The sequence below is a fragment of the Sphingobacterium sp. ML3W genome (assembly GCF_000747525.1).
In the GTDB taxonomy this organism is placed as follows: Bacteria; Bacteroidota; Bacteroidia; order Sphingobacteriales; family Sphingobacteriaceae; genus Sphingobacterium.
On the sequence record NZ_CP009278.1, the window covers coordinates 2,231,004 to 2,250,202 of the forward strand.

Below are 19,199 nucleotides of genomic sequence, written 5' to 3' on the forward strand. Positions count from 1 at the left end.
CGTCATAAAGTTATACGTAAACATAAGTAATATTTAAAATAGTACCGACCTACTTTTTAATAAAAAAATTAATTATTCAAATTTATCAAACGATCAATAATATTTATTATAAGGTTCGATATGTGACATTATTGCTGTACAATATGTAATATAATAGCGCTACTTAGTATCTACTTTTGTACTGTCGCTAGAATGCTAACACATTAAATCCGTGTGATCACATTCGGTTTGTCATTAACAAAAGCAATAATATGAAAAGGATATCAATTTTATTAATCGTTTCTATGATAGTTTTATCTCAGGCTTACGGTCAAGTTTCATCTTCTAAAGATCAAATCAAAATGGAAAATCAAGAACATTATACCTTTCAATTAAGTGAAAAGGTAACACGACAAAAAATTACCTTTAAAAACCGCTACGGTATAACATTGACAGGTGATTTATACACACCCAAAAATAATAACAATCGGTCGTTACCAGCACTAGCAATTAGTGGACCATTTGGCGCAGTCAAAGAACAATCATCGGGATTATATGCTAACCAAATGGCAGAACGTGGTTTTATCACACTTGCATTCGACCCGTCTTATACAGGAGAGAGCGGTGGCGAACCTCGTGCCGTAGCATCGCCCGACATCAATACAGAAGATTTTAGTGCGGCAATAGATTTTCTTGGAATACAGGAAAATATTGATAGAAGTAAAATAGGCATCATCGGGATTTGTGGTTGGGCCGGTTTCGCATTGAACGCCACTGCTATCGACAAACGTGTGAAAGCCGTGGCAGTTACCAGTATGTACGATATGTCAAGGGTGAACGCAAAAGGCTATAATGATGCAATGACATTGGAGCAGCGTACTGAAATTTTAGAGCAACTAGGCAAACAACGCTGGAAAGATGCAGAAGCAGGGATATTCCACGCAGGAGCAATATTAAATGCTGAAAATTCGAGTGATGATGCACCGCAATTTGTAAAAGAATATGCTGATTACTACAAAACTGAAAGAGGTTATCACGAACGTTCTCTAAATTCAACAGGTGCTTGGAATGCGACAAATGCGTTATCGTTTATGAATATGCCCTTATTAACCTATATCAAAGAGATTTCGCCAAGACCACTTTTGATGATTGCAGGAGAAAATGCACATTCACGTTATTTTTCTGAAGATGCTTTTAAGGATGCATTAAAACCAAAAGAACTTATCATTATCCCAAATGCTGTCCATGTGGATTTGTATGATAAGTTGGATGTCATTCCGTTTGACAAAATGGAAACATTTTTCAGGACAAACCTAAAATAGTTTTCGTACTAAACAGATAAGCAAAATAAATCTAAAAAAGAGTTTGGGCGGTCTCAAAAGGATCGTTATAGGCTACTTTTTGACTTTATTGAGCGTGATAATTAAAATAATAAGATGATTTATTTAATCAAAAATATAACAATAGCTGTATTGTCTACTACGCTTTTTGCTTCTTGCATTGCAAGTGAAATCACTCAGGAGGAAGAGCGTACTTACCCAGTTGTGGAGGTTGAAAACAGGGATGTTTTAGGGTATCAAACCTATCCAACCTCCATACAGGGGATTAACAATAATGATGTTCGCACTAAGATTCAGGGCTATATAAGTGAAGTATTGGTAGATGAGGGACAACGTGTCAACAAAGGACAGGTCATGTTTAAGCTGGAAACCAATGTACTCTCCCAAACTGAAAGTGCGGCACAATCAAGTGTTGCTGCAGCACAGGCCAAAGTAGCAGTTGCCCAAGTTGAAGTGAAAAAATTGGAGCCATTGGTCGATCAAAACATTATAAGTCCAATATTATTGGAAACAGCCCAAGTTAGGCTATTGCATGCAAATAGTGAATTGAAGCAGGCAAAGGCAAATTATAACAGTATTGCTGCCAATGTAGATTATGCAATCATTCGTGCACCTGTGGATGGTGTGGTCGGTAAAATAAATTTAAGGACGGGCGCTTTAGTAGGACCTTCCGACCAGACACCTATTACCACCGTTTCAGATATTCGAGCCTTGTATGCCTATTTCTCAATGAATGAATCTGAATATCTCAATTTTCTATATGAAACAGCGGGTAACTCATCAGAAGAAAAACTGAAAAATATTCCTCCTGTTGAATTGTTAATGGCCAATGGTAGGATTTATGACGAAAAAGGTACTATAAGCGCCATTACTGGCCAAATCAATCCACAAACAGGAAGTATACAGTTCCGGGTTTCTTTTCCGAATAAACAAGGAATACTTACTAACGGCAACAGTGGTACGATTCGAATCCCCAAACCTTATAAAAATACTCTCGTTATACCTGAAACAAGTGTTTTTGAACAACAAGGAAAAGTATATACATATATCGTTACAAACGATACTGTACGATTGACAGAGATAAAAGAAATTGATCGAATCAATAACCTTGTACTGGTTGAAAGCGGATTGAAACAAGGCGATATCGTAGTGGCAGGAGGTATGTCAGGTTTACGTTCAAACACGGCAATCCGTCAGACGAAAACAGTAACAGATAGTATTATTAACAACATTAAGCCAATATTCTAAATTATGATTAAGAAATTTATTGAGAGACCGGTGTTTTCTGCCGTCATCTCTATTTTTATAGTTGTTTTGGGAATACTTGGGTTAAAGGGACTTCCGATGACACAGTACCCTGACATCGCACCACCTACTGTAAAAATAACCGCTAATTATCCCGGAGCAGACGCGATGACTATTATCCGTTCTGTCATTACGCCTATTGAAGAGCAGGTAAACGGGGTGGAGGGGATGACCTATATTTCTTCATCAGCTACCAACGACGGGACAGCAAGTATCGACGTGTTTTTTGAATTAGGGACCGATCCAGATATTGCAGCGGTAAATGTTCAGAATCGGGTAAGTAGGGCTACACCTTTACTTCCCCAAGAGGTTACAAGATCGGGAGTAGTGACACAAAAACAGGAAACCTCGGCTTTGATATTTGTCCGATTTTATTCTACAAACCCTTCGTTCGACCAAGTCTATATCGAAAACTATATCAACATCAACGTCATTCCTGCGATTAAGAGAATCAAGGGTGTGGCAAATGCCGATATACACGGCGCTAAAAATTACGCGATGCGTATTTGGCTTTCTCCGGAGAAACTTGCTGCATATAGTCTGGAACCCGATGATGTGATTGCAAAAATCAATTCCCAAAGTAGAGAAGCCGCAGCCGGTCAGGTTGGCGTCAACGCAGGACGAACCAACGAGTATGTAATCCGCTACAAGGGAAGGTTCGATACTGAAAACGGATATGAAAACATCATTATTAAGGCGTTAGGGAACGGACAATTTTTAAGATTAAAAGATGTTGCCGATGTATCATTCGACTCACAAAGTTATTCTGGCGTAGGTGAAACAATGGGTTATGTCAACGGCGTATTCGGCGTGTATCAAAGTCCAGGTTCCAATGCCCAGGAAGTCAACAAAGCGGTGTTGGATTACCTTGACAGTATCGAACCTAACCTGCCTGAAGGTTTACATTGGTTAAACGATTACGATCTCAATACGTTTTTGGATGGAGCTGTCGACCAGGTAGTCATAACACTAATAGAGGCGTTTCTACTTGTATTTTTAGTCGTATTGCTTTTCTTGCAGGATTTTCGTTCTACCCTTATTCCAGCCATTGCGATACCCGTTTCACTTGTGGGCAGTTTCTTTTTTCTAAATTTGTTTGGTTTCTCCCTGAATCTGCTGACCCTTTTTGCGCTTGTACTCTCGATCGGTATTGTCGTTGACGACGCCATTGTGGTGGTCGAAGCCGTTCATGCTAAATTACAGCAAAAGAAGCAAGATAGCCGTTCAGCAACTATTGAGGCAATGGGAGAAATCTCAGGAGCCATCATTTCCATTACCTTGGTTTTGGGTGCTGTTTTTGTTCCTGTAACGTTTATCAGTGGACCTGCGGGCGTTTTCTATCAACAGTTCGGGATCACCCTGATGGTTGCCATCTTTATTTCGGCAGTCAATGCCCTGACCTTAACGCCTATGCTGTGTGCCTTATTTCTAAAATCTGATCATACAGACAAAACATACGCAGAGAAAAATGTGGTACAGAAATTCAATTATAAGTTCAATGTTGCATTTGATTTGACTACTAAACGATATGGCGTATTGGTAAAAGGATTGATTGATAAAAAATGGATTGTAGGTACGATGTTTATCGTTGCAATCGGTCTGCTGTTTTGGGCAAATAGCTCCATGCCAAAAGGTTTCGTGCCTCTGGAAGATAGAGGAGTAATTTATATTAATGCAGAACTCCCTCCAGGCTCATCAATGGAACGATCTTATGCGGCGATGAAAGAACTGGAGAAAAAAGTAGTAGATATTCCAGGGGTGGATAGGTTCAGCATTTCTACTGGAGCGAGCTTATTCTCTGGAACTGGAAGCAACAATGCTACAGGTTATATACACCTACCTCCATTCAAAGACCGAAAAGGAAATGATGAATTGAGCGTAAATACTGTTATTAGGAAACTTTATAAAGAGGCGGCCACCATTCCTGATGCCAACTTCGTGTTTTTTGGTCCCTCGAGCGTGCAGGGATTTGGTAGTAGTGCCGGATTTTCCATGGTGCTGCTCGATAGAGCTGGAAACGATATTCAGGAGCTCGACAAAGTAGCCAAAAATTTCATTGAGGAGTTAGAGAAACGGCCGGAGATTGAATTTGCACAGACCCCGTTCAATGTCAGCTATCCACAGTATGAAATGGACATTGATGTGGAACGAGCGGAGGAGTCAGGAGTGGAGGTTTCCAGTATCCTTTCTGCGATGCAGGGCTATGTGGGTGGTTTCTATGCTTCCGATTTTACGAAATTCGGAAAGCAATATCGGGTGATGGTGCAGTCGCTACCGGAAACCAGAAAGGATGAAAAACTTTTGGAACATTTTACGATAAAGACTGGGTCGGGAGAAATGGCACCTATATCCCAGTTTGTTTCACTGAAAAGGACTTATGGTCCGCAGGTGGTCAACCGGTTCAACCTGTTCACATCGGTACAGATCGATGGGGCAAATGCACCAGGCTATAGTACCGGAGACGCGATTACGGCATTCCAGGAAGTAGCAGCACAGACCTTGCCTGTTGACTATACCGTAGATTATGCCGGTTTGACAAGAGAAGAAATCGCCGTGGGAAATCAGACCCTGTTTATTTTTCTCCTCTGCGTTATGTTCATTTATTTATTGCTGTCAGCACAGTACGAAAGTTTTATACAACCACTTACAGTAATTCTTTCCTTGCCTTTTGGCATAATGGGTGCTTTTCTGGGGCAGCATCTTGCGGGATTGGAAAACAATATTTATTTCCAGGTTGCCTTGATTATGCTGGTCGGTTTGTTAGCGAAAAATGCGATTTTGATTGTTGAATTTGCGCTACAACGAAGACACGCTGGGGAATCTATTACCGATGCTGCCATCAATGCTGCCAGAGCAAGATTACGACCAATTCTAATGACTTCGTTGGCATTTGTAGCAGGTATGATTCCCTTGGTATTCTCTTCTGGAATGGGAGCAGTTGGAAACCGGTCGATCGGTACTGGAGCGGCAGCAGGTTTGCTGATCGGAACCGTATGCGGTGTATTGGTGATCCCTGTTCTGTTTGTCATTTTCCAATGGTTACAAGAGAAAGTAAAACCGATAAAATCAAAAGAAATTTCGATTGAAAAACCATAAAATGTTTAACGATAAAAAAACTAAAGTTTTGAAAAATATAAAAATTGCAAAATGGCTCCCATTGATTGCCCTACTATTTACGTTGCAATCCTGTTTTGTAGCGAAACGATATGAACGACCACAGAATGCCCTGCCCACAGCAGATCTGTTCAGAAAGGAATATCAGCAGGTGGATTCCGCGAACATAGGGTTGATAAAAAGGGCTGAGTTTTTTACCGATCCACTTCTTCAGGTGTATATCGAGACCGCACTGCAAAATAACTTAGATATCAACATTGCTTTGGAAAATATAAAGGCAAGCAGATCTTATTATTTGCAATCTGGTAAAGCATTCCTACCGTCCCTGAATGTAGGTCCAGGTGTAAACTATACTTCCCAGTCGTTGAATACACAGTTTGGTCAAATGATTGGCGAACGGCAACATCTCTTTCAGTTCGATCTGACGGCTTCAGTATCTTGGGAAGCCGATATATGGGGAAAATTGACGAGCTCGAAGCGTGCGGCTCTTACCGAAATGCAACGTACAATTACGGGGCAACAGGCTTTGCAGACCACATTGGTAAGCCATGTCGCTTCGCTTTATTATCAATTGTTGATACTGGATGAGCAGCAGAAAGTAACGGAACATACCATTGAAACAAGGACAAAATCGTTGGAAACTTCAAAGGCTTTGAAATTGGAAGGCACGTTGAGCGAAGCAGCAGTAAAGCAAAGCGAAGCATTGATATACAATGCACAGTCACTTTTGGTCCAGGTTAATAATCAGATTGAAGTTACCGAGAATGCTTTTAACCTGCTCTTGGCAGGCGAATCGAAAACAGTTGAAAGGGGAACATTGGACGACCAACAGATTGTAATGGATTTAGCAATTGGTGTACCATATCAGCTTTTGTCCAACCGTCCGGATGTCCGTGCAGCAGAATATGATCTTATGCGTAATTTCCAATTGGTCAATGTTGCAAAAGCCGAATTTTACCCCAGTTTTAGACTGACAGCAAGTTCAGGTTTTCAAAGCATTGATATCGATCAGTTATTTAGTCCGAGAGCTCTGTTTGGGAATGTTATAGCGTCACTGACCCAACCCGTATGGAATAGACGTCAACTAAAAACCCGACATGAAATAAGTTTGGCAAACCAACAGATTGCCTATCTGAATTACCGTAAATCTATTTTGAATGCAGGTAAGGAAGTATCCGATGCGTTGAGCAATTTCAAATCACAGACACAAATCGAAAAATTTAAAGAAAAGGAATATTTAGCTTATCAGTCCGCCACAATATATTCACAGAAATTGATGAACCACGGTTTGGCGAATTATCTCGAAGTATTAAGGGCACAAGAGCATGAGCTCAACACACAAATTAATATTCTTGACGCAAAATATCAAAAGCTAAATGCTATAGTACAATTGTACAAAGCTTTAGGAGGAGGAACGAAATAATTAATAGAAAAATATGTATTTTTTATATTCATTAGGCCTATTTATTCATATAGTAGGCATCACTATTACATCTGGAGGATCTATTGGAGGATACCTATTGGAGAGGCAGATCTGGAAACATATACCTGAATCACCTTTAAAGTCTAAATCACTGACTTGTTTATTATCTAAGTACTCTATGATAATTCATACTGGCACTTTATTGATGATTATAAGTGGGATTATGATGTTGGCTGCTTTAGGTTGGGCTGCAGTTGGGCAACAGTGGTTTGTCATAAAAATGGTATTTGTTATAGGCTTGTTTTTAAGTGGATTTTTTATTGCTGGAACAAATAGTATGCGTTTAAATAAGTTAATCATCCGGCAAATGAATGCTGAAGAAGTATCAATAGAGCTTAACAAAGTGAAAAGGAATATGATCTTGTTTCGTATATCAGAGGCCTTGATGGTATTAACCATCTATTTATTAGCCATATTTCGCAATAGTATCTAACATTATATTGCATGTTCATTAAATCAATACTTCAAAATGTTAAGTCAAATATAAAACTTATGAAATCTCAATATTCAATTTTACTATTTTTGCTTTTCTTTGTCATCAATGCCTCTGCATGTGATAGCAAAGATGCGCGTCATGAAATCCAAAACAATGTTGTGAATAAGGAAAATGACAATATGAAAACGATTAAGATAAAAATTAAAGTCAATTCAAAAGATTTTACCGCTACTTTATTAAGCAATAAAACCACAGAAGATTTCATAAAGCTGCTTCCACTGACAATAAAAATGGAAGACCATCTCCGTAATGAAAAACATGTTGATCTGGCTACAAAACTTCGCATTAATCCATCAAATCCAGGTACAATCAAGAACGGTGACATTATGCTTTTCGGTTCAAAAACGTTAGTTCTATTCTATGACAGTTTTCCGACATCATATAGCTACACAAAGCTAGGTAAAGTGGATGATCCAACTGGTTTGGCCAAAGTTCTAGGTTTAGGAAGTATAACAGTCCATTTTGAATTAAAGTAAATTTCCAATTAAAATAGGACTCTATTTGTATTCTCTCAATTTCACGAATTAATGGACATGATGTGCTTGAAACAAACTCACATCTACAGTCAAAATGGCTGCCGAAGACATATGATTCAACGTGCTGTTAAGCAAACTATTTTAAATCCATTTTTAGCTAGATCAGTTTTTTATATTCGTTCGGAGTTTGCCCGACCCGCTGCTTAAATAGTCGCGTAAAATGTTGCTGGTAGTTGAAACCCAGTTGATGGGCAACTTCACTGATCGGTTTTTTCTTATCAAACAGCATGATTTTTGCCTCATTTATCAGCTTGCTTTGAATATAGTCCAAAGCTGTTCTTCCGGTTTCTTGTTTTATAAGATCACCAAAATAATTAGCTGAAATATTTAGTTGCTCAGCACAATAACCAACACTTGGGATACCTAAAGTAAGCTGTTTTTTGGTGCTAAAATATTCATGTAATAAATGTTCAAATCTACTAAGTATATCTTTATTGACATTACTACGAGTTATGAATTGGCGATTATAAAATCGCATACAATAATTCAGAAATAATTCAATGTAAGAGACAATAAGCACCTTACTGTATTTGTCAATGTTTAGATCTATTTCATAAGCTATTTTATCTAAGCAATCGTTTATCAAAACACGTTCTTTTTTTGAAAGATGAAGTGCTTCGTTCACCTCATACGAAAAGAAAGTATAGTTTTTCATTTTCTTGCCTAGGTCAGTATTTGCGATAAGATCGGGATGGAATACAAGTGCTTTACCCGCTGGTTTTATTATCTTTCCTTTACTATCGATACCATAAACTTGACCTGGTGCTATGAATACCAAAGTTCCATCCTCATAATCATAAGGTTGACATCCATATCGCATATCTCCACATTTAATATACTTTAAGAAAATGGCATAAACTCCCATTTTACGTCTAAAATATTGATAAGTTGGCATCATATCAAAGTCTACAATACTAACAAGCGGATGGAGGGTATCAACGCCTACCGTATCGTTATACTGCTTTATCGTATCAATCCTTTCTATTTCTACCATACTTATAAAAATGCTTATATAAACAAATTTACAAAACCTAAATATAAGATCTATATGAGAATATCATAATCCGTAAAACTGGTAAATATATCTGTATTTTGTATAAAATGACACTTCCGTCCTAAATAAATTTTAGGCGCGTGTTTCCCTTGAAACAGTATCTATTTTTAGATAATTTCAATTTTGACCCTATTTTTTAGTCTGAGAATATCTGTAGCTGTCCATTTTTACCCTTAACTGGTGGCCTGATAAAAGGATCATCTATCCATTGCCATATATTTATTTTCACGAATATATTCATCCTGATAAACCCGACCAAGTTAGACAGATTCCAATCGTATTTAGCCTTCTTCTGAAGGTATTTGAGCAGTAATATTCCAATCAACGAAGTCCATATTTGGATCATGACCGCATTTTCAGAAGTACCCACAAAAGATGATATTTTTAAGCGTTGCTTCAGATGCTTGAAGAAAATCTCGATCTGCCATCGCTGTTTATAAATGTTAGCTACTAGTGATGCCTTCCATTGGATATTATTTGTCAGAAAGTGGTACTGGTTGTCTGTGCTGCTGTCCCAAAAGTGAATCAAGCGTAATGGTTTAGAGTTGTATCTATCTGCTGATGGACCAGAAAGCTCAATGATCTCATCTTTAATGATTCCCTTTTCAAGGAGTGCTTCACTCTGGTATGACTTGATAACGTTGTACTTCATGTTAGTTTTACTCCTGGTAACAAAATAACAACCTCTGCTGTCCAAATCCCCGAGCCAGTTGTAATCCACATAACCTCTATCCACCACTACAACGCTTCCTTTGGAAAAACTATAGCTACCCGCACGCTGGCTTTCATGAACTTTCCCGTCTGTAATCTGCATGAAAACAGGAAGACATCCATCATAATCCAGCACAGTGTGCAGTTTTACAGCACCTTTGGTGCTTCTAAATTTAGCCCAGTCAAATACAGATAAACATAAAGGGATGATACTGGCATCCATCAGATAAACCTTGCGCTTTAATTGCGTTAGATCTTTGCGCAAATGGGTATCCTTTTGCCATAGCTTATCTAATAGCGAAAAGTACAGATCTTTAAAGAGTTCATGGGTGCGGTGCTTGTTGATATAGGAAATATTGGACTTGCTGGGTGCTCTACCAACACCTAAATGGTTCAAATTACCAGTCGTACTACGTAAGCCATTACTGATATCACGAACTGAATCTGCAGAAGAAAAATGGCAAAACAACATGCTAGCAAGATGCGTCCAGCTGTTGATCCCTTTACAATGTTTGTCACTCTTGTGCTTAGCAACCAAAACCTTGAATAATTCGCGGTCGATAAGTGATAAAATCTGACTAAAAACGTTTAAATTTACCATGGCGGTGTGTTAAAATTTGACGATTTAAATATAGCAACTTTGCTATAGCAAAACACCGCCACTTTTTTCAACGTTTAGGACGCTACTGGAACTAAATATATCTTATGGAGACTATACAAGTAAAAAAAGTATCGATTAATGATATTGAGGAATTGCGAAAAATCGGTAGACAAACTTTTCTTGATACTTTTGCTGCAAGCAATTCTGACGAAAATATGGCCAAATATCTAGAAGAAGGTTTCTCTTTAGAAAAGCTAACAAATGAATTAAATAATAAAAACTCTGATTTCTATTTCGCCATGATTGGCAATAATACTATAGGTTATCTAAAGCTTAATATAGGACAATCTCAAACAGAACTTCTATATGAAAAAGCATTGGAAATTGAACGTATATACGTCTTAAAGGAGTATCATGGAAAGAAGGTGGGACAGATACTTTATGATAAGGCTTTACAGATTGCTATTCTTAAAAATGTTGATTTTATATGGTTAGGTGTATGGGAGGAGAATCCTAGAGCTATTAATTTTTATAAAAAGAATGGTTTTGTTGAGTTTGATACGCATATTTTCAAATAAGGTGAAGATGAGCAAATGGATATCATGATGAAAAAAATGATGAGCTAACCAGAATGGGCAACATTCACGGACTGTTATTGGGTATGACCCTTTTCTATCTCAATTTTTTAAATATGTCAAGCATGGCGTCATGGTCTATGCTAGTCATATCAACCAGTTTCAATGCTTTTACCATTGGTAATGTACTTGTTTTGTAATGTAGGAAATGAGGTGTCTTTAAATGCGATTGATATGCTTCATTATTTGTATAGATTTCTATAATTCGTACTTGTGTTTGATCGTCTTGTTGGTACATCGGAAAAATTGCAACAACTCCTGGTTCAAGCGTTACAGATGCAGCAGCCTCCTCTTTTAAAATAATTTTGTACTCTTCTAAATATGTGGGATGTATTTCTATTTCTGAAACACGAACAATCATGTCAGGTTTTATTATCGAGACCAGAGGTTTTTCAATCAGTTTTCTGACAGTATTGGCCTGTGTCGTACTGACTTTTTCATCAATAAGATCGGCAATTTTCTCAAACTGACTCTCAGTGATACCGATATTCTTTCCGATGTTGATATGGGACATCAATTGTCCTTCTACTCCCTCCATGGATGCCAGTGCAGCAATGGTCACCAATTCTCTTTGCAGATAGCTCAAGACGTCGCTTGAAAAGATATCGGCAAAAAGATGTTCTTTCAGAAAAGCATCAGCACGAAGAGCAAACGCTCCAAAACCTGCTGCCGGTTTTAATTGCGGAGCATTAGTTAATTCCTCGAGGACCTTCCTTCCTTGTTCATATCTGTCTTCTACATTGTTATGCACAATAATAGGTTTACCAGACTTATCTTCAATACCTTTACCTATTCTATCATCCAATACGGACATAAACACCTGAATACTATTTAGGCTTCTCGGGAAACCGCAATACGCATAAAGTTGTACCAGTGCTTCTTTTATTTCATTAATAGTAAGACCATCATCTAACCCCTTATTCAATTCAATTTTAAGTTGTTCCAAATCCCCAACTGCAGTTAGTGCCGAAATGCTTATCAAGCTTTGTTGTTGATTAGATAAATCAATTTGACTTGTAGCGCGCTGCTGCGCGCTTACCATTGTCATAGGTATTGTAATCACAATAAATAACACCACTTTAATAATTATAGTTTTGTTCATAGTTTTATTTTTATCTACCATCTTCTGTCAAGTTATTAAAGTTCGTATCTGTATTGTATGCGTATCCTTGAACCGTGGTAATTGCAGCTAATAACATTATATTTTAAACTTTTGTTTGTCCTGAAATTATCGCCTAATACAAAGTTCCTGATTAAATAGGTAGTCATTTTATCAGTAGCGTCCTAAACGTTGAAAAAAGTGGCGGTGTTTTGCTATAGCAAAGTTGCTATATTTAAATCGTCAAATTTTAACACACCGCCATGGTAAATTTAAACGTTTTTAGTCAGATTTTATCACTTATCGACCGCGAATTATTCAAGGTTTTGGTTGCTAAGCACAAGAGTGACAAACATTGTAAAGGGATCAACAGCTGGACGCATCTTGCTAGCATGTTGTTTTGCCATTTTTCTTCTGCAGATTCAGTTCGTGATATCAGTAATGGCTTACGTAGTACGACTGGTAATTTGAACCATTTAGGTGTTGGTAGAGCACCCAGCAAGTCCAATATTTCCTATATCAACAAGCACCGCACCCATGAACTCTTTAAAGATCTGTACTTTTCGCTATTAGATAAGCTATGGCAAAAGGATACCCATTTGCGCAAAGATCTAACGCAATTAAAGCGCAAGGTTTATCTGATGGATGCCAGTATCATCCCTTTATGTTTATCTGTATTTGACTGGGCTAAATTTAGAAGCACCAAAGGTGCTGTAAAACTGCACACTGTGCTGGATTATGATGGATGTCTTCCTGTTTTCATGCAGATTACAGACGGGAAAGTTCATGAAAGCCAGCGTGCGGGTAGCTATAGTTTTTCCAAAGGAAGCGTTGTAGTGGTGGATAGAGGTTATGTGGATTACAACTGGCTCGGGGATTTGGACAGCAGAGGTTGTTATTTTGTTACCAGGAGTAAAACTAACATGAAGTACAACGTTATCAAGTCATACCAGAGTGAAGCACTCCTTGAAAAGGGAATCATTAAAGATGAGATCATTGAGCTTTCTGGTCCATCAGCAGATAGATACAACTCTAAACCATTACGCTTGATTCACTTTTGGGACAGCAGCACAGACAACCAGTACCACTTTCTGACAAATAATATCCAATGGAAGGCATCACTAGTAGCTAACATTTATAAACAGCGATGGCAGATCGAGATTTTCTTCAAGCATCTGAAGCAACGCTTAAAAATATCATCTTTTGTGGGTACTTCTGAAAATGCGGTCATGATCCAAATATGGACTTCGTTGATTGGAATATTACTGCTCAAATACCTTCAGAAGAAGGCTAAATACGATTGGAATCTGTCTAACTTGGTCGGGTTTATCAGGATGAATATATTCGTGAAAATAAATATATGGCAATGGATAGATGATCCTTTTATCAGGCCACCAGTTAAGGGTAAAAATGGACAGCTACAGATATTCTCAGACTAAAAAATAGGGTCAAAATTGAAATTATCTAAAAATAGATACTGTTTCAAGGGAAACACGCGCCTAAAATTTATTTAGGACGGAAGTGATTGTGGATAATTAAACATCTTGCAATAGCAGCTGCCTCCGCATGATTTCAGGCATTAATGTAAGTCTGATAAGCAAAATAATAATTTTATTAATAAATCTTTCTAGTCCTTCATTAAACCAATATGCTATTTTTTAACCAGGTTCTTTTAAAGGCGTCCAAGAATTCATACAAAAACTCACTAACGAAAATCTTTCGATTCCAGTGATCTGGTGTATTATTTTAGGTTCCATAAAATATATAATGGTATTATCAAGTTGAATGTACTTACTTAGTCCCTAAATAAATTTAACAATAATTCTTCACAATAGTATATTTTATTTCAGTAGCGTCCTAAACGATTTGGAGAAGGGTTAAAAAAGGCGGTGTTTAGCTATTTAAAAAATAGCTAACTTGAAATTGGAAAAAATCACACACCGCCATGATAAATATAAATGTTTTTAGCCAGATTCTGTCGTTGATCGATCGGGATATTTTCAAAAACCTGGTAAGTAGCTACAATAGTGACAAGCATCAGAAAGGCCTTACCAGTTGGACCCACCTTGTGAGCATGTTATTCTGTCATTTATCATCCTCTGATTCGGTACGTGATATCAGCAATGGTCTACGTAGTACTACTGGCAACATGAGCCATATGGGCATTTCCAGAGCACCCAGTAAATCGAGTATCTCTTATATGAATGAGCATCGGGACTTTAATCTGTTTAGGGATCTATATTTTGCTCTTCTTTCCAGCCTATGGAATAAGGATGTTAATCATCGAAAAGAATTACGGTCCTTGAAACGTGAGGTATACCTGATGGATGCCAGCGTGATCCCACTGTGCCTTTCGATGTTTGACTGGGCCACATTTCGCAGCAATAAAGGGGCTGCCAAACTGCACACTGTCCTGGATTATGATGGCTGTCTTCCGGTTTTCATGGAGATTACCGATGGTAAGGTACATGAAAGCAAAAAGGCAAACAGCTTTGCTTTCCCTAAGGGAAGTGTCGTTGTTGTGGACCGTGGATACGTTGATTTTCAGTGGATGAACGTTTTGGACAGCAAGGGGTGTTATTTTGTTACGCGTAGCAAAAGCAATATGAGATACAGCGTAAACAAGAGCTATCAGAGCGAGGCTATGCGAGAAAGCGGCATCATTAAGGATCAGATCATTACCTTGGAGGGAACGGCATCAAAACGTTATGGAAACAAAAAACTTAGACTGGTACACGTTTTGGACAGCACAACAGGTAATGAGTATGAATTTTTAACCAATAACCTGCAATGGAAACCTGCCATGGTCTCTATGATATATAAACAGCGATGGCAGATTGAGATCTTTTTTAAACATCTCAAACAAAGACTCAAGGTGACAAGCTTTATTGGAACTTCGGAAAATGCAGTTCAGATCCAGATATGGACGGCATTGATCGGGATACTTTTATTGAAATACATTCAAAACAAGGTGATCTACAAATGGAATCTATCCAATTTGGTCAGTTTTATCAGGATGAATATATTTGTGAAAATTGACTTTTGGAAATGGGCAAATGATCAATTTATAAAGGATAAAATCCCAGATAAAAATGGACAATTAGGTGTCTTTTGAAAATAACAGAGGGTATAACATTGTAAAAACTCAAAATACAAGCGTATTGAGGGTAAATAATGAGATTTTTTTAACCCTAATTTTTATTTAGGACGCTACTGAGTTACGCTATGCTTATGTGCTTGTACTAAAAGTCCATCCGTTAATTCTGAGCTTTTCCCTCCTGAAAATGCACTAACAGGAAAAGAAAAAGAATTTAGAGATAAATACACTAAAATATTACCTGAATTAAACGATTTCACAAAAATTACAGGTCATTTGGTAAAAGAAAATGGAACTATGGTTGTGGGGGGAATAAGTAATGAAAAATATATTTTCGCAATTTTTTCTAAAGATAACAATTTGATATCAAGGAAAATATATGATTTAGATAACAGCTGGAAAAACAAATTAAAATTTTCATATGTAGCACCTGCTCCCGGATACAATAATATATTTTATTTAACATTCTCCCCAGAAGAATTAACTTTAAGCAATTCAGTTATACGTGATGGATTTGTGCAAATTTTAAATGTAGTTGATAATACAATTTATAAAATAGGAAATTATCAAAATAGTGATATCCATTATAAAAGTCACTTTTTACAAAAATCTTATGGTGTAATTTCTTTTTTGAGTGAAAGTAAGCTTTTGGTATTTTCCCAAAAAGGTGAACTATTGAACACTTTATCATCTTTTGATGCTGTAGGGGGTTATAATGAATATGTTGTTATAAACAAAGATCAGGCAGTTATTGTTTCAGATGAAGATGATAACCTTTCATTTAAGTGCGTGACTTTAAGAAAACCATTTGGAGAAAGAACAATCATATGGAGCAAATCACACAAAATATCTGATTGGATAAGAACTGGTGAAGAAAGCAAAAATGTTAACTTAAATTGTTATGATGATGAAGATAATGTGATTTGCGAATATTCAGCAATTGGCAAAAAGTATAATTCGAAAGGTGAATTTCAAGACTTCTCTGAGACTAAACTTATTAAAGTTAATAAGAAAACAGGTGAATTAATAAAATAACACATATGCCTGGGGATATTGGGCACATTTCTATAGAATCTTGCTAGAATTGATTTTTATTCATATTTATTGTTGACCTTGTCAAGGGCTTTCTTAAAGTCATTAACCAATTTGATTAATGTTCGTAACCTTAAATTTTCAGCAAGACCAAAGGGTACAACATATTGACCTCAAAAAATACCGTCGATGACGAAAACCCAACCTGGTATCCAGAAAAGGTTGACGACGTGTGGGAATACATTGTGGAGCTAGATAGCGAAGGTAAGTTTGTTCCATTGCAAGAGCCAGCTATTCTGGTCATCGATGATGCTATTCAGAATATCGAAGATTGGCAGCTTATCGGCGAGGTATTCATCGAAGATGACCATCAGCAGAAATTGCAGCAGCGGCTCTTTGTATATAACGAACATTATCAGTTCGGAAAAGACCTCGACAGGTTCGATTATGCCTACGACCCACAGCGGGTGTTGCTACGCAATCATGCCCTGCACAGTGGCGATCAATCCTTATACCTCAAATACCTCAGTGTACAATACCCTGAACATATCATAGCAGGCATACAAGATCTGGAATACCTGACACAGCGGTTGATCTGCCTCGATAGAGCGCAAGCGCGTGAGTGGGTGACTGCCAAGAGGGTAGAGGTACTCGAGTCCGATATCAGTATCTTTGACCAAGATGCTATCCTGAAAGCAGTAGACCAATACGAGCAGGTTCCAAGTATTTCTACTGATAAACCTACCGACTCACTCATCTACAATCAGATGGCTGCCGAGGACGTCCTAGCATTACGGGATATCTTTTGGATAGACCCAAGGATGGGGTAGGTATTCGAAAAAGGTATTTATAGATGTCGTTCGTCCCCGAAATAGGCCAATCGTCCTTCAAAATAACCATTAACTAGCACATATCTAAAACATAAAATAAAAGGTAAGAGCTAGGGATTCACTTCTTTGGAGGAACCTCAGTTTAGGTCTGTCTGGTGTAAGTCTCAATAATATTTACATCAGACAGACTTAAAAGCGAGATTAAGAATAATTATTACGAATGAATAGAACGGTTTATCAAGAGCTTCTTTCTTTTTATTCGGGTTTGTGCTTTTACTATTTTTAAATTCGGTAATCTAAGAAAATCCTAAGGACCATCGGCTATCTTGGATGATCACCAGTTTAAAGACGCAACACTTATTGTTTTGTTATACCAATAATAACTGATCAATCATGAGGTATTTAAATTATTGTAAAGATTGCATGTATCAACTACAGAAGGTAGATCAAAAAGACGCTTTATATATGTTGAACCAATTATTTAAAGATGCTGATTCAGCAGAACTGATTCAAGAAGAGTGTTGGGAGGTATTCGCACTCGCCTTCAAACCAAATTTGTGGAAGACCTATACCTCTCCACTCATTCTTTATAAAAAGTATAAACAATTGCTACACCTGCTAGATCTTGGCTCCATGATCACGAGCCTAAAACCTAGACAACACACTATTGGGAGACAGCAGGAGGTATCTATTCTCAACCTAGTCAATAGTGATGCAGGAGCAGCAGTGTTTAAAAATGAAAAAATCCAACAGACTTACAAGACCCTTTCAGCCGCTTACGCAGACAATATGTTGCAATTTTACCGTATGGACCTATTCCAGATCCTATTGGCAGGCTTCGATCATAAGGGTCAACTCAATGACACCTGCCTGGGCGAAATGTTATTCCTTCGGTTTAGAGCGATACGAGAAATCGTCAATTGCTTATTTATTATTCATTTACATGAAAAAGTGCATTGGCATTTTCATAGCTGTGTGCCTCAGTATAGGCAGACTATTGGCCATAAGGTAGAAAGGTCTTATACCACCGATCATGATATCTATGGTATCATTGATGGGGCTACTACAATACCCCACATGCACGAACAGCTGAAGGTTAGCCATAAAATAATATTAGAAAGCAATTATTGGAAAACACATGAAGATCCAGGTACTGTACTCGTTCGTTTTCAATATTTTCGAAACATAATCGAGACATTCTATTTACATTTTATGACCATTAGCGATGCTGATTTCAATATAGATGTAGATTGGCCGATTCCCGCAAAGCAGCAGAAGGCACTCAATAAGATGGCTAAAGAAGTAGTCAGAAACCCATGGCGCTATGTTGAACATAAATTAAAGGAAAAGCCATTAGCATGCTGGCTTAAAGGTGTAGATGAATGGGAAGAAGCCGTATTGAGCAATGAGGCATCTGCACCTTCATTTATTCAGCGTATCGATGTTGTCAAGACCTTTTTAGCAACATTGATTGTTATTGCAGACCTCATGGTCTATGAACCACTCTATGAACTACATGATGATGTTTTTTAATACATCTGTTATTAACACGAATTAAAAAGATGAATTAAGAGAGCGATTCTTGTCGGAATGGCTCTCATAGTTCATCTTTTCACGACGATCCAATAAGATAAAGTATGAATCACGATACCATGAAAAGAACAAAACTCCTGCTGTTTCTGGATACAGCCACGTCACTTTTCAACTAGGATAGCATGTGGCTCCGTTTTTCTTGTGCTGTAATCATATAAGCAAAAGTTTTAGCACAAATAACCAATCAAATATGTACTTCCTAGTACGGATATTCTTTTCATTTGTCCAACGCAATGGATAAATGGATCTATGAGGAGCCAGACATCCAAAAAGTCAGATCGGTAAGGTCATGAC

The 19,199-nt window shown here is 37.6% G+C and carries 15 protein-coding genes; 12 read left to right on the forward strand and 3 right to left on the reverse strand.

Features of this window, described 5'->3' with window-relative positions; all coding sequences use genetic code 11:
- Positions 1–284 precede the first annotated feature (284 nt).
- From KO02_RS09575 to KO02_RS09600, 6 genes are all read left to right on the forward strand, one after another.
- Positions 285–1,301, forward strand: coding sequence for an alpha/beta hydrolase (locus tag KO02_RS09575; protein WP_235212380.1), 1,017 nt, complete (start codon positions 285–287; stop codon positions 1,299–1,301).
- Between the two features lie 114 nt (positions 1,302–1,415).
- On the forward strand, positions 1,416–2,567 hold the full coding sequence (locus KO02_RS09580; RefSeq protein ID WP_038697853.1) for an efflux RND transporter periplasmic adaptor subunit: 1,152 nt from the start codon (positions 1,416–1,418) through the stop codon (positions 2,565–2,567).
- A gap of 3 nt (positions 2,568–2,570) precedes the next feature.
- Positions 2,571–5,720: an efflux RND transporter permease subunit gene (locus KO02_RS09585; RefSeq protein ID WP_038697855.1), complete on the forward strand. Its 3,150-nt coding sequence runs from the start codon at positions 2,571–2,573 to the stop codon at positions 5,718–5,720.
- 28 nt (positions 5,721–5,748) lie between these two features.
- The gene (locus KO02_RS09590) at positions 5,749–7,161 is read left to right on the forward strand and encodes an efflux transporter outer membrane subunit (RefSeq protein ID WP_038702434.1); all 1,413 of its coding nucleotides are present in this window, start codon (positions 5,749–5,751) and stop codon (positions 7,159–7,161) included.
- Between the two features lie 13 nt (positions 7,162–7,174).
- Positions 7,175–7,654, forward strand: a complete 480-nt coding sequence (locus KO02_RS09595; protein WP_038697857.1) for a hypothetical protein — start codon at positions 7,175–7,177, stop codon at positions 7,652–7,654.
- A gap of 59 nt (positions 7,655–7,713) precedes the next feature.
- Positions 7,714–8,193, forward strand: a complete 480-nt coding sequence (locus tag KO02_RS09600; RefSeq protein WP_038702436.1) for a cyclophilin-like fold protein — start codon at positions 7,714–7,716, stop codon at positions 8,191–8,193.
- A 157-nt stretch (positions 8,194–8,350) separates the two neighbouring features.
- Here KO02_RS09600 and KO02_RS09605 read toward each other — a convergent pair whose 3' ends face one another.
- Together KO02_RS09605 and KO02_RS09610 are read right to left on the reverse strand one after the other, a co-directional pair.
- Complete coding sequence (locus KO02_RS09605; RefSeq protein WP_038697859.1) at positions 8,351–9,247, reverse strand: helix-turn-helix domain-containing protein; 897 nt, start codon at positions 9,245–9,247, stop codon at positions 8,351–8,353.
- Positions 9,248–9,443: 196 nt separating this feature from the next.
- Positions 9,444–10,619, reverse strand: coding sequence for an IS4 family transposase (locus KO02_RS09610; protein WP_038694773.1), 1,176 nt, complete (start codon positions 10,617–10,619; stop codon positions 9,444–9,446).
- Between the two features lie 104 nt (positions 10,620–10,723).
- On the opposite strand from KO02_RS09610, the gene KO02_RS09615 reads away from it, so the two are divergent.
- Positions 10,724–11,197 carry a GNAT family N-acetyltransferase gene (locus KO02_RS09615; protein ID WP_051959844.1) on the forward strand — a complete coding sequence of 158 codons (474 nt, stop codon included), beginning with the start codon at positions 10,724–10,726 and terminating at the stop codon, positions 11,195–11,197.
- 94 nt (positions 11,198–11,291) lie between these two features.
- Here the strand turns inward: KO02_RS09615 and KO02_RS23260 are convergent, their stop codons facing one another.
- Positions 11,292–12,377, reverse strand: coding sequence for a carboxymuconolactone decarboxylase family protein (locus KO02_RS23260; protein WP_081918342.1), 1,086 nt, complete (start codon positions 12,375–12,377; stop codon positions 11,292–11,294).
- A 239-nt stretch (positions 12,378–12,616) separates the two neighbouring features.
- Here KO02_RS23260 and KO02_RS09625 point away from each other — a divergent pair, with 239 nt between their 5' ends.
- The 5 genes from KO02_RS09625 (at position 12,617) to KO02_RS09645 (ending at position 18,845) form a co-directional block, all read left to right on the forward strand.
- Positions 12,617–13,792, forward strand: a complete 1,176-nt coding sequence (locus tag KO02_RS09625; RefSeq protein ID WP_038694773.1) for an IS4 family transposase — start codon at positions 12,617–12,619, stop codon at positions 13,790–13,792.
- 506 nt (positions 13,793–14,298) lie between these two features.
- Positions 14,299–15,468, forward strand: a complete 1,170-nt coding sequence (locus KO02_RS09630) for an IS4 family transposase (protein ID WP_038697861.1) — start codon at positions 14,299–14,301, stop codon at positions 15,466–15,468.
- Positions 15,469–15,726: 258 nt separating this feature from the next.
- The gene (locus tag KO02_RS09635) at positions 15,727–16,485 is read left to right on the forward strand and encodes a hypothetical protein (RefSeq protein ID WP_144243293.1); all 759 of its coding nucleotides are present in this window, start codon (positions 15,727–15,729) and stop codon (positions 16,483–16,485) included.
- 227 nt (positions 16,486–16,712) lie between these two features.
- Positions 16,713–17,312, forward strand: coding sequence for a hypothetical protein (locus KO02_RS09640; RefSeq protein ID WP_144243294.1), 600 nt, complete (start codon positions 16,713–16,715; stop codon positions 17,310–17,312).
- Positions 17,313–17,705: 393 nt separating this feature from the next.
- The gene (locus KO02_RS09645; RefSeq protein WP_038697867.1) at positions 17,706–18,845 is read left to right on the forward strand and encodes a hypothetical protein; all 1,140 of its coding nucleotides are present in this window, start codon (positions 17,706–17,708) and stop codon (positions 18,843–18,845) included.
- Positions 18,846–19,199 lie beyond the last annotated feature (354 nt).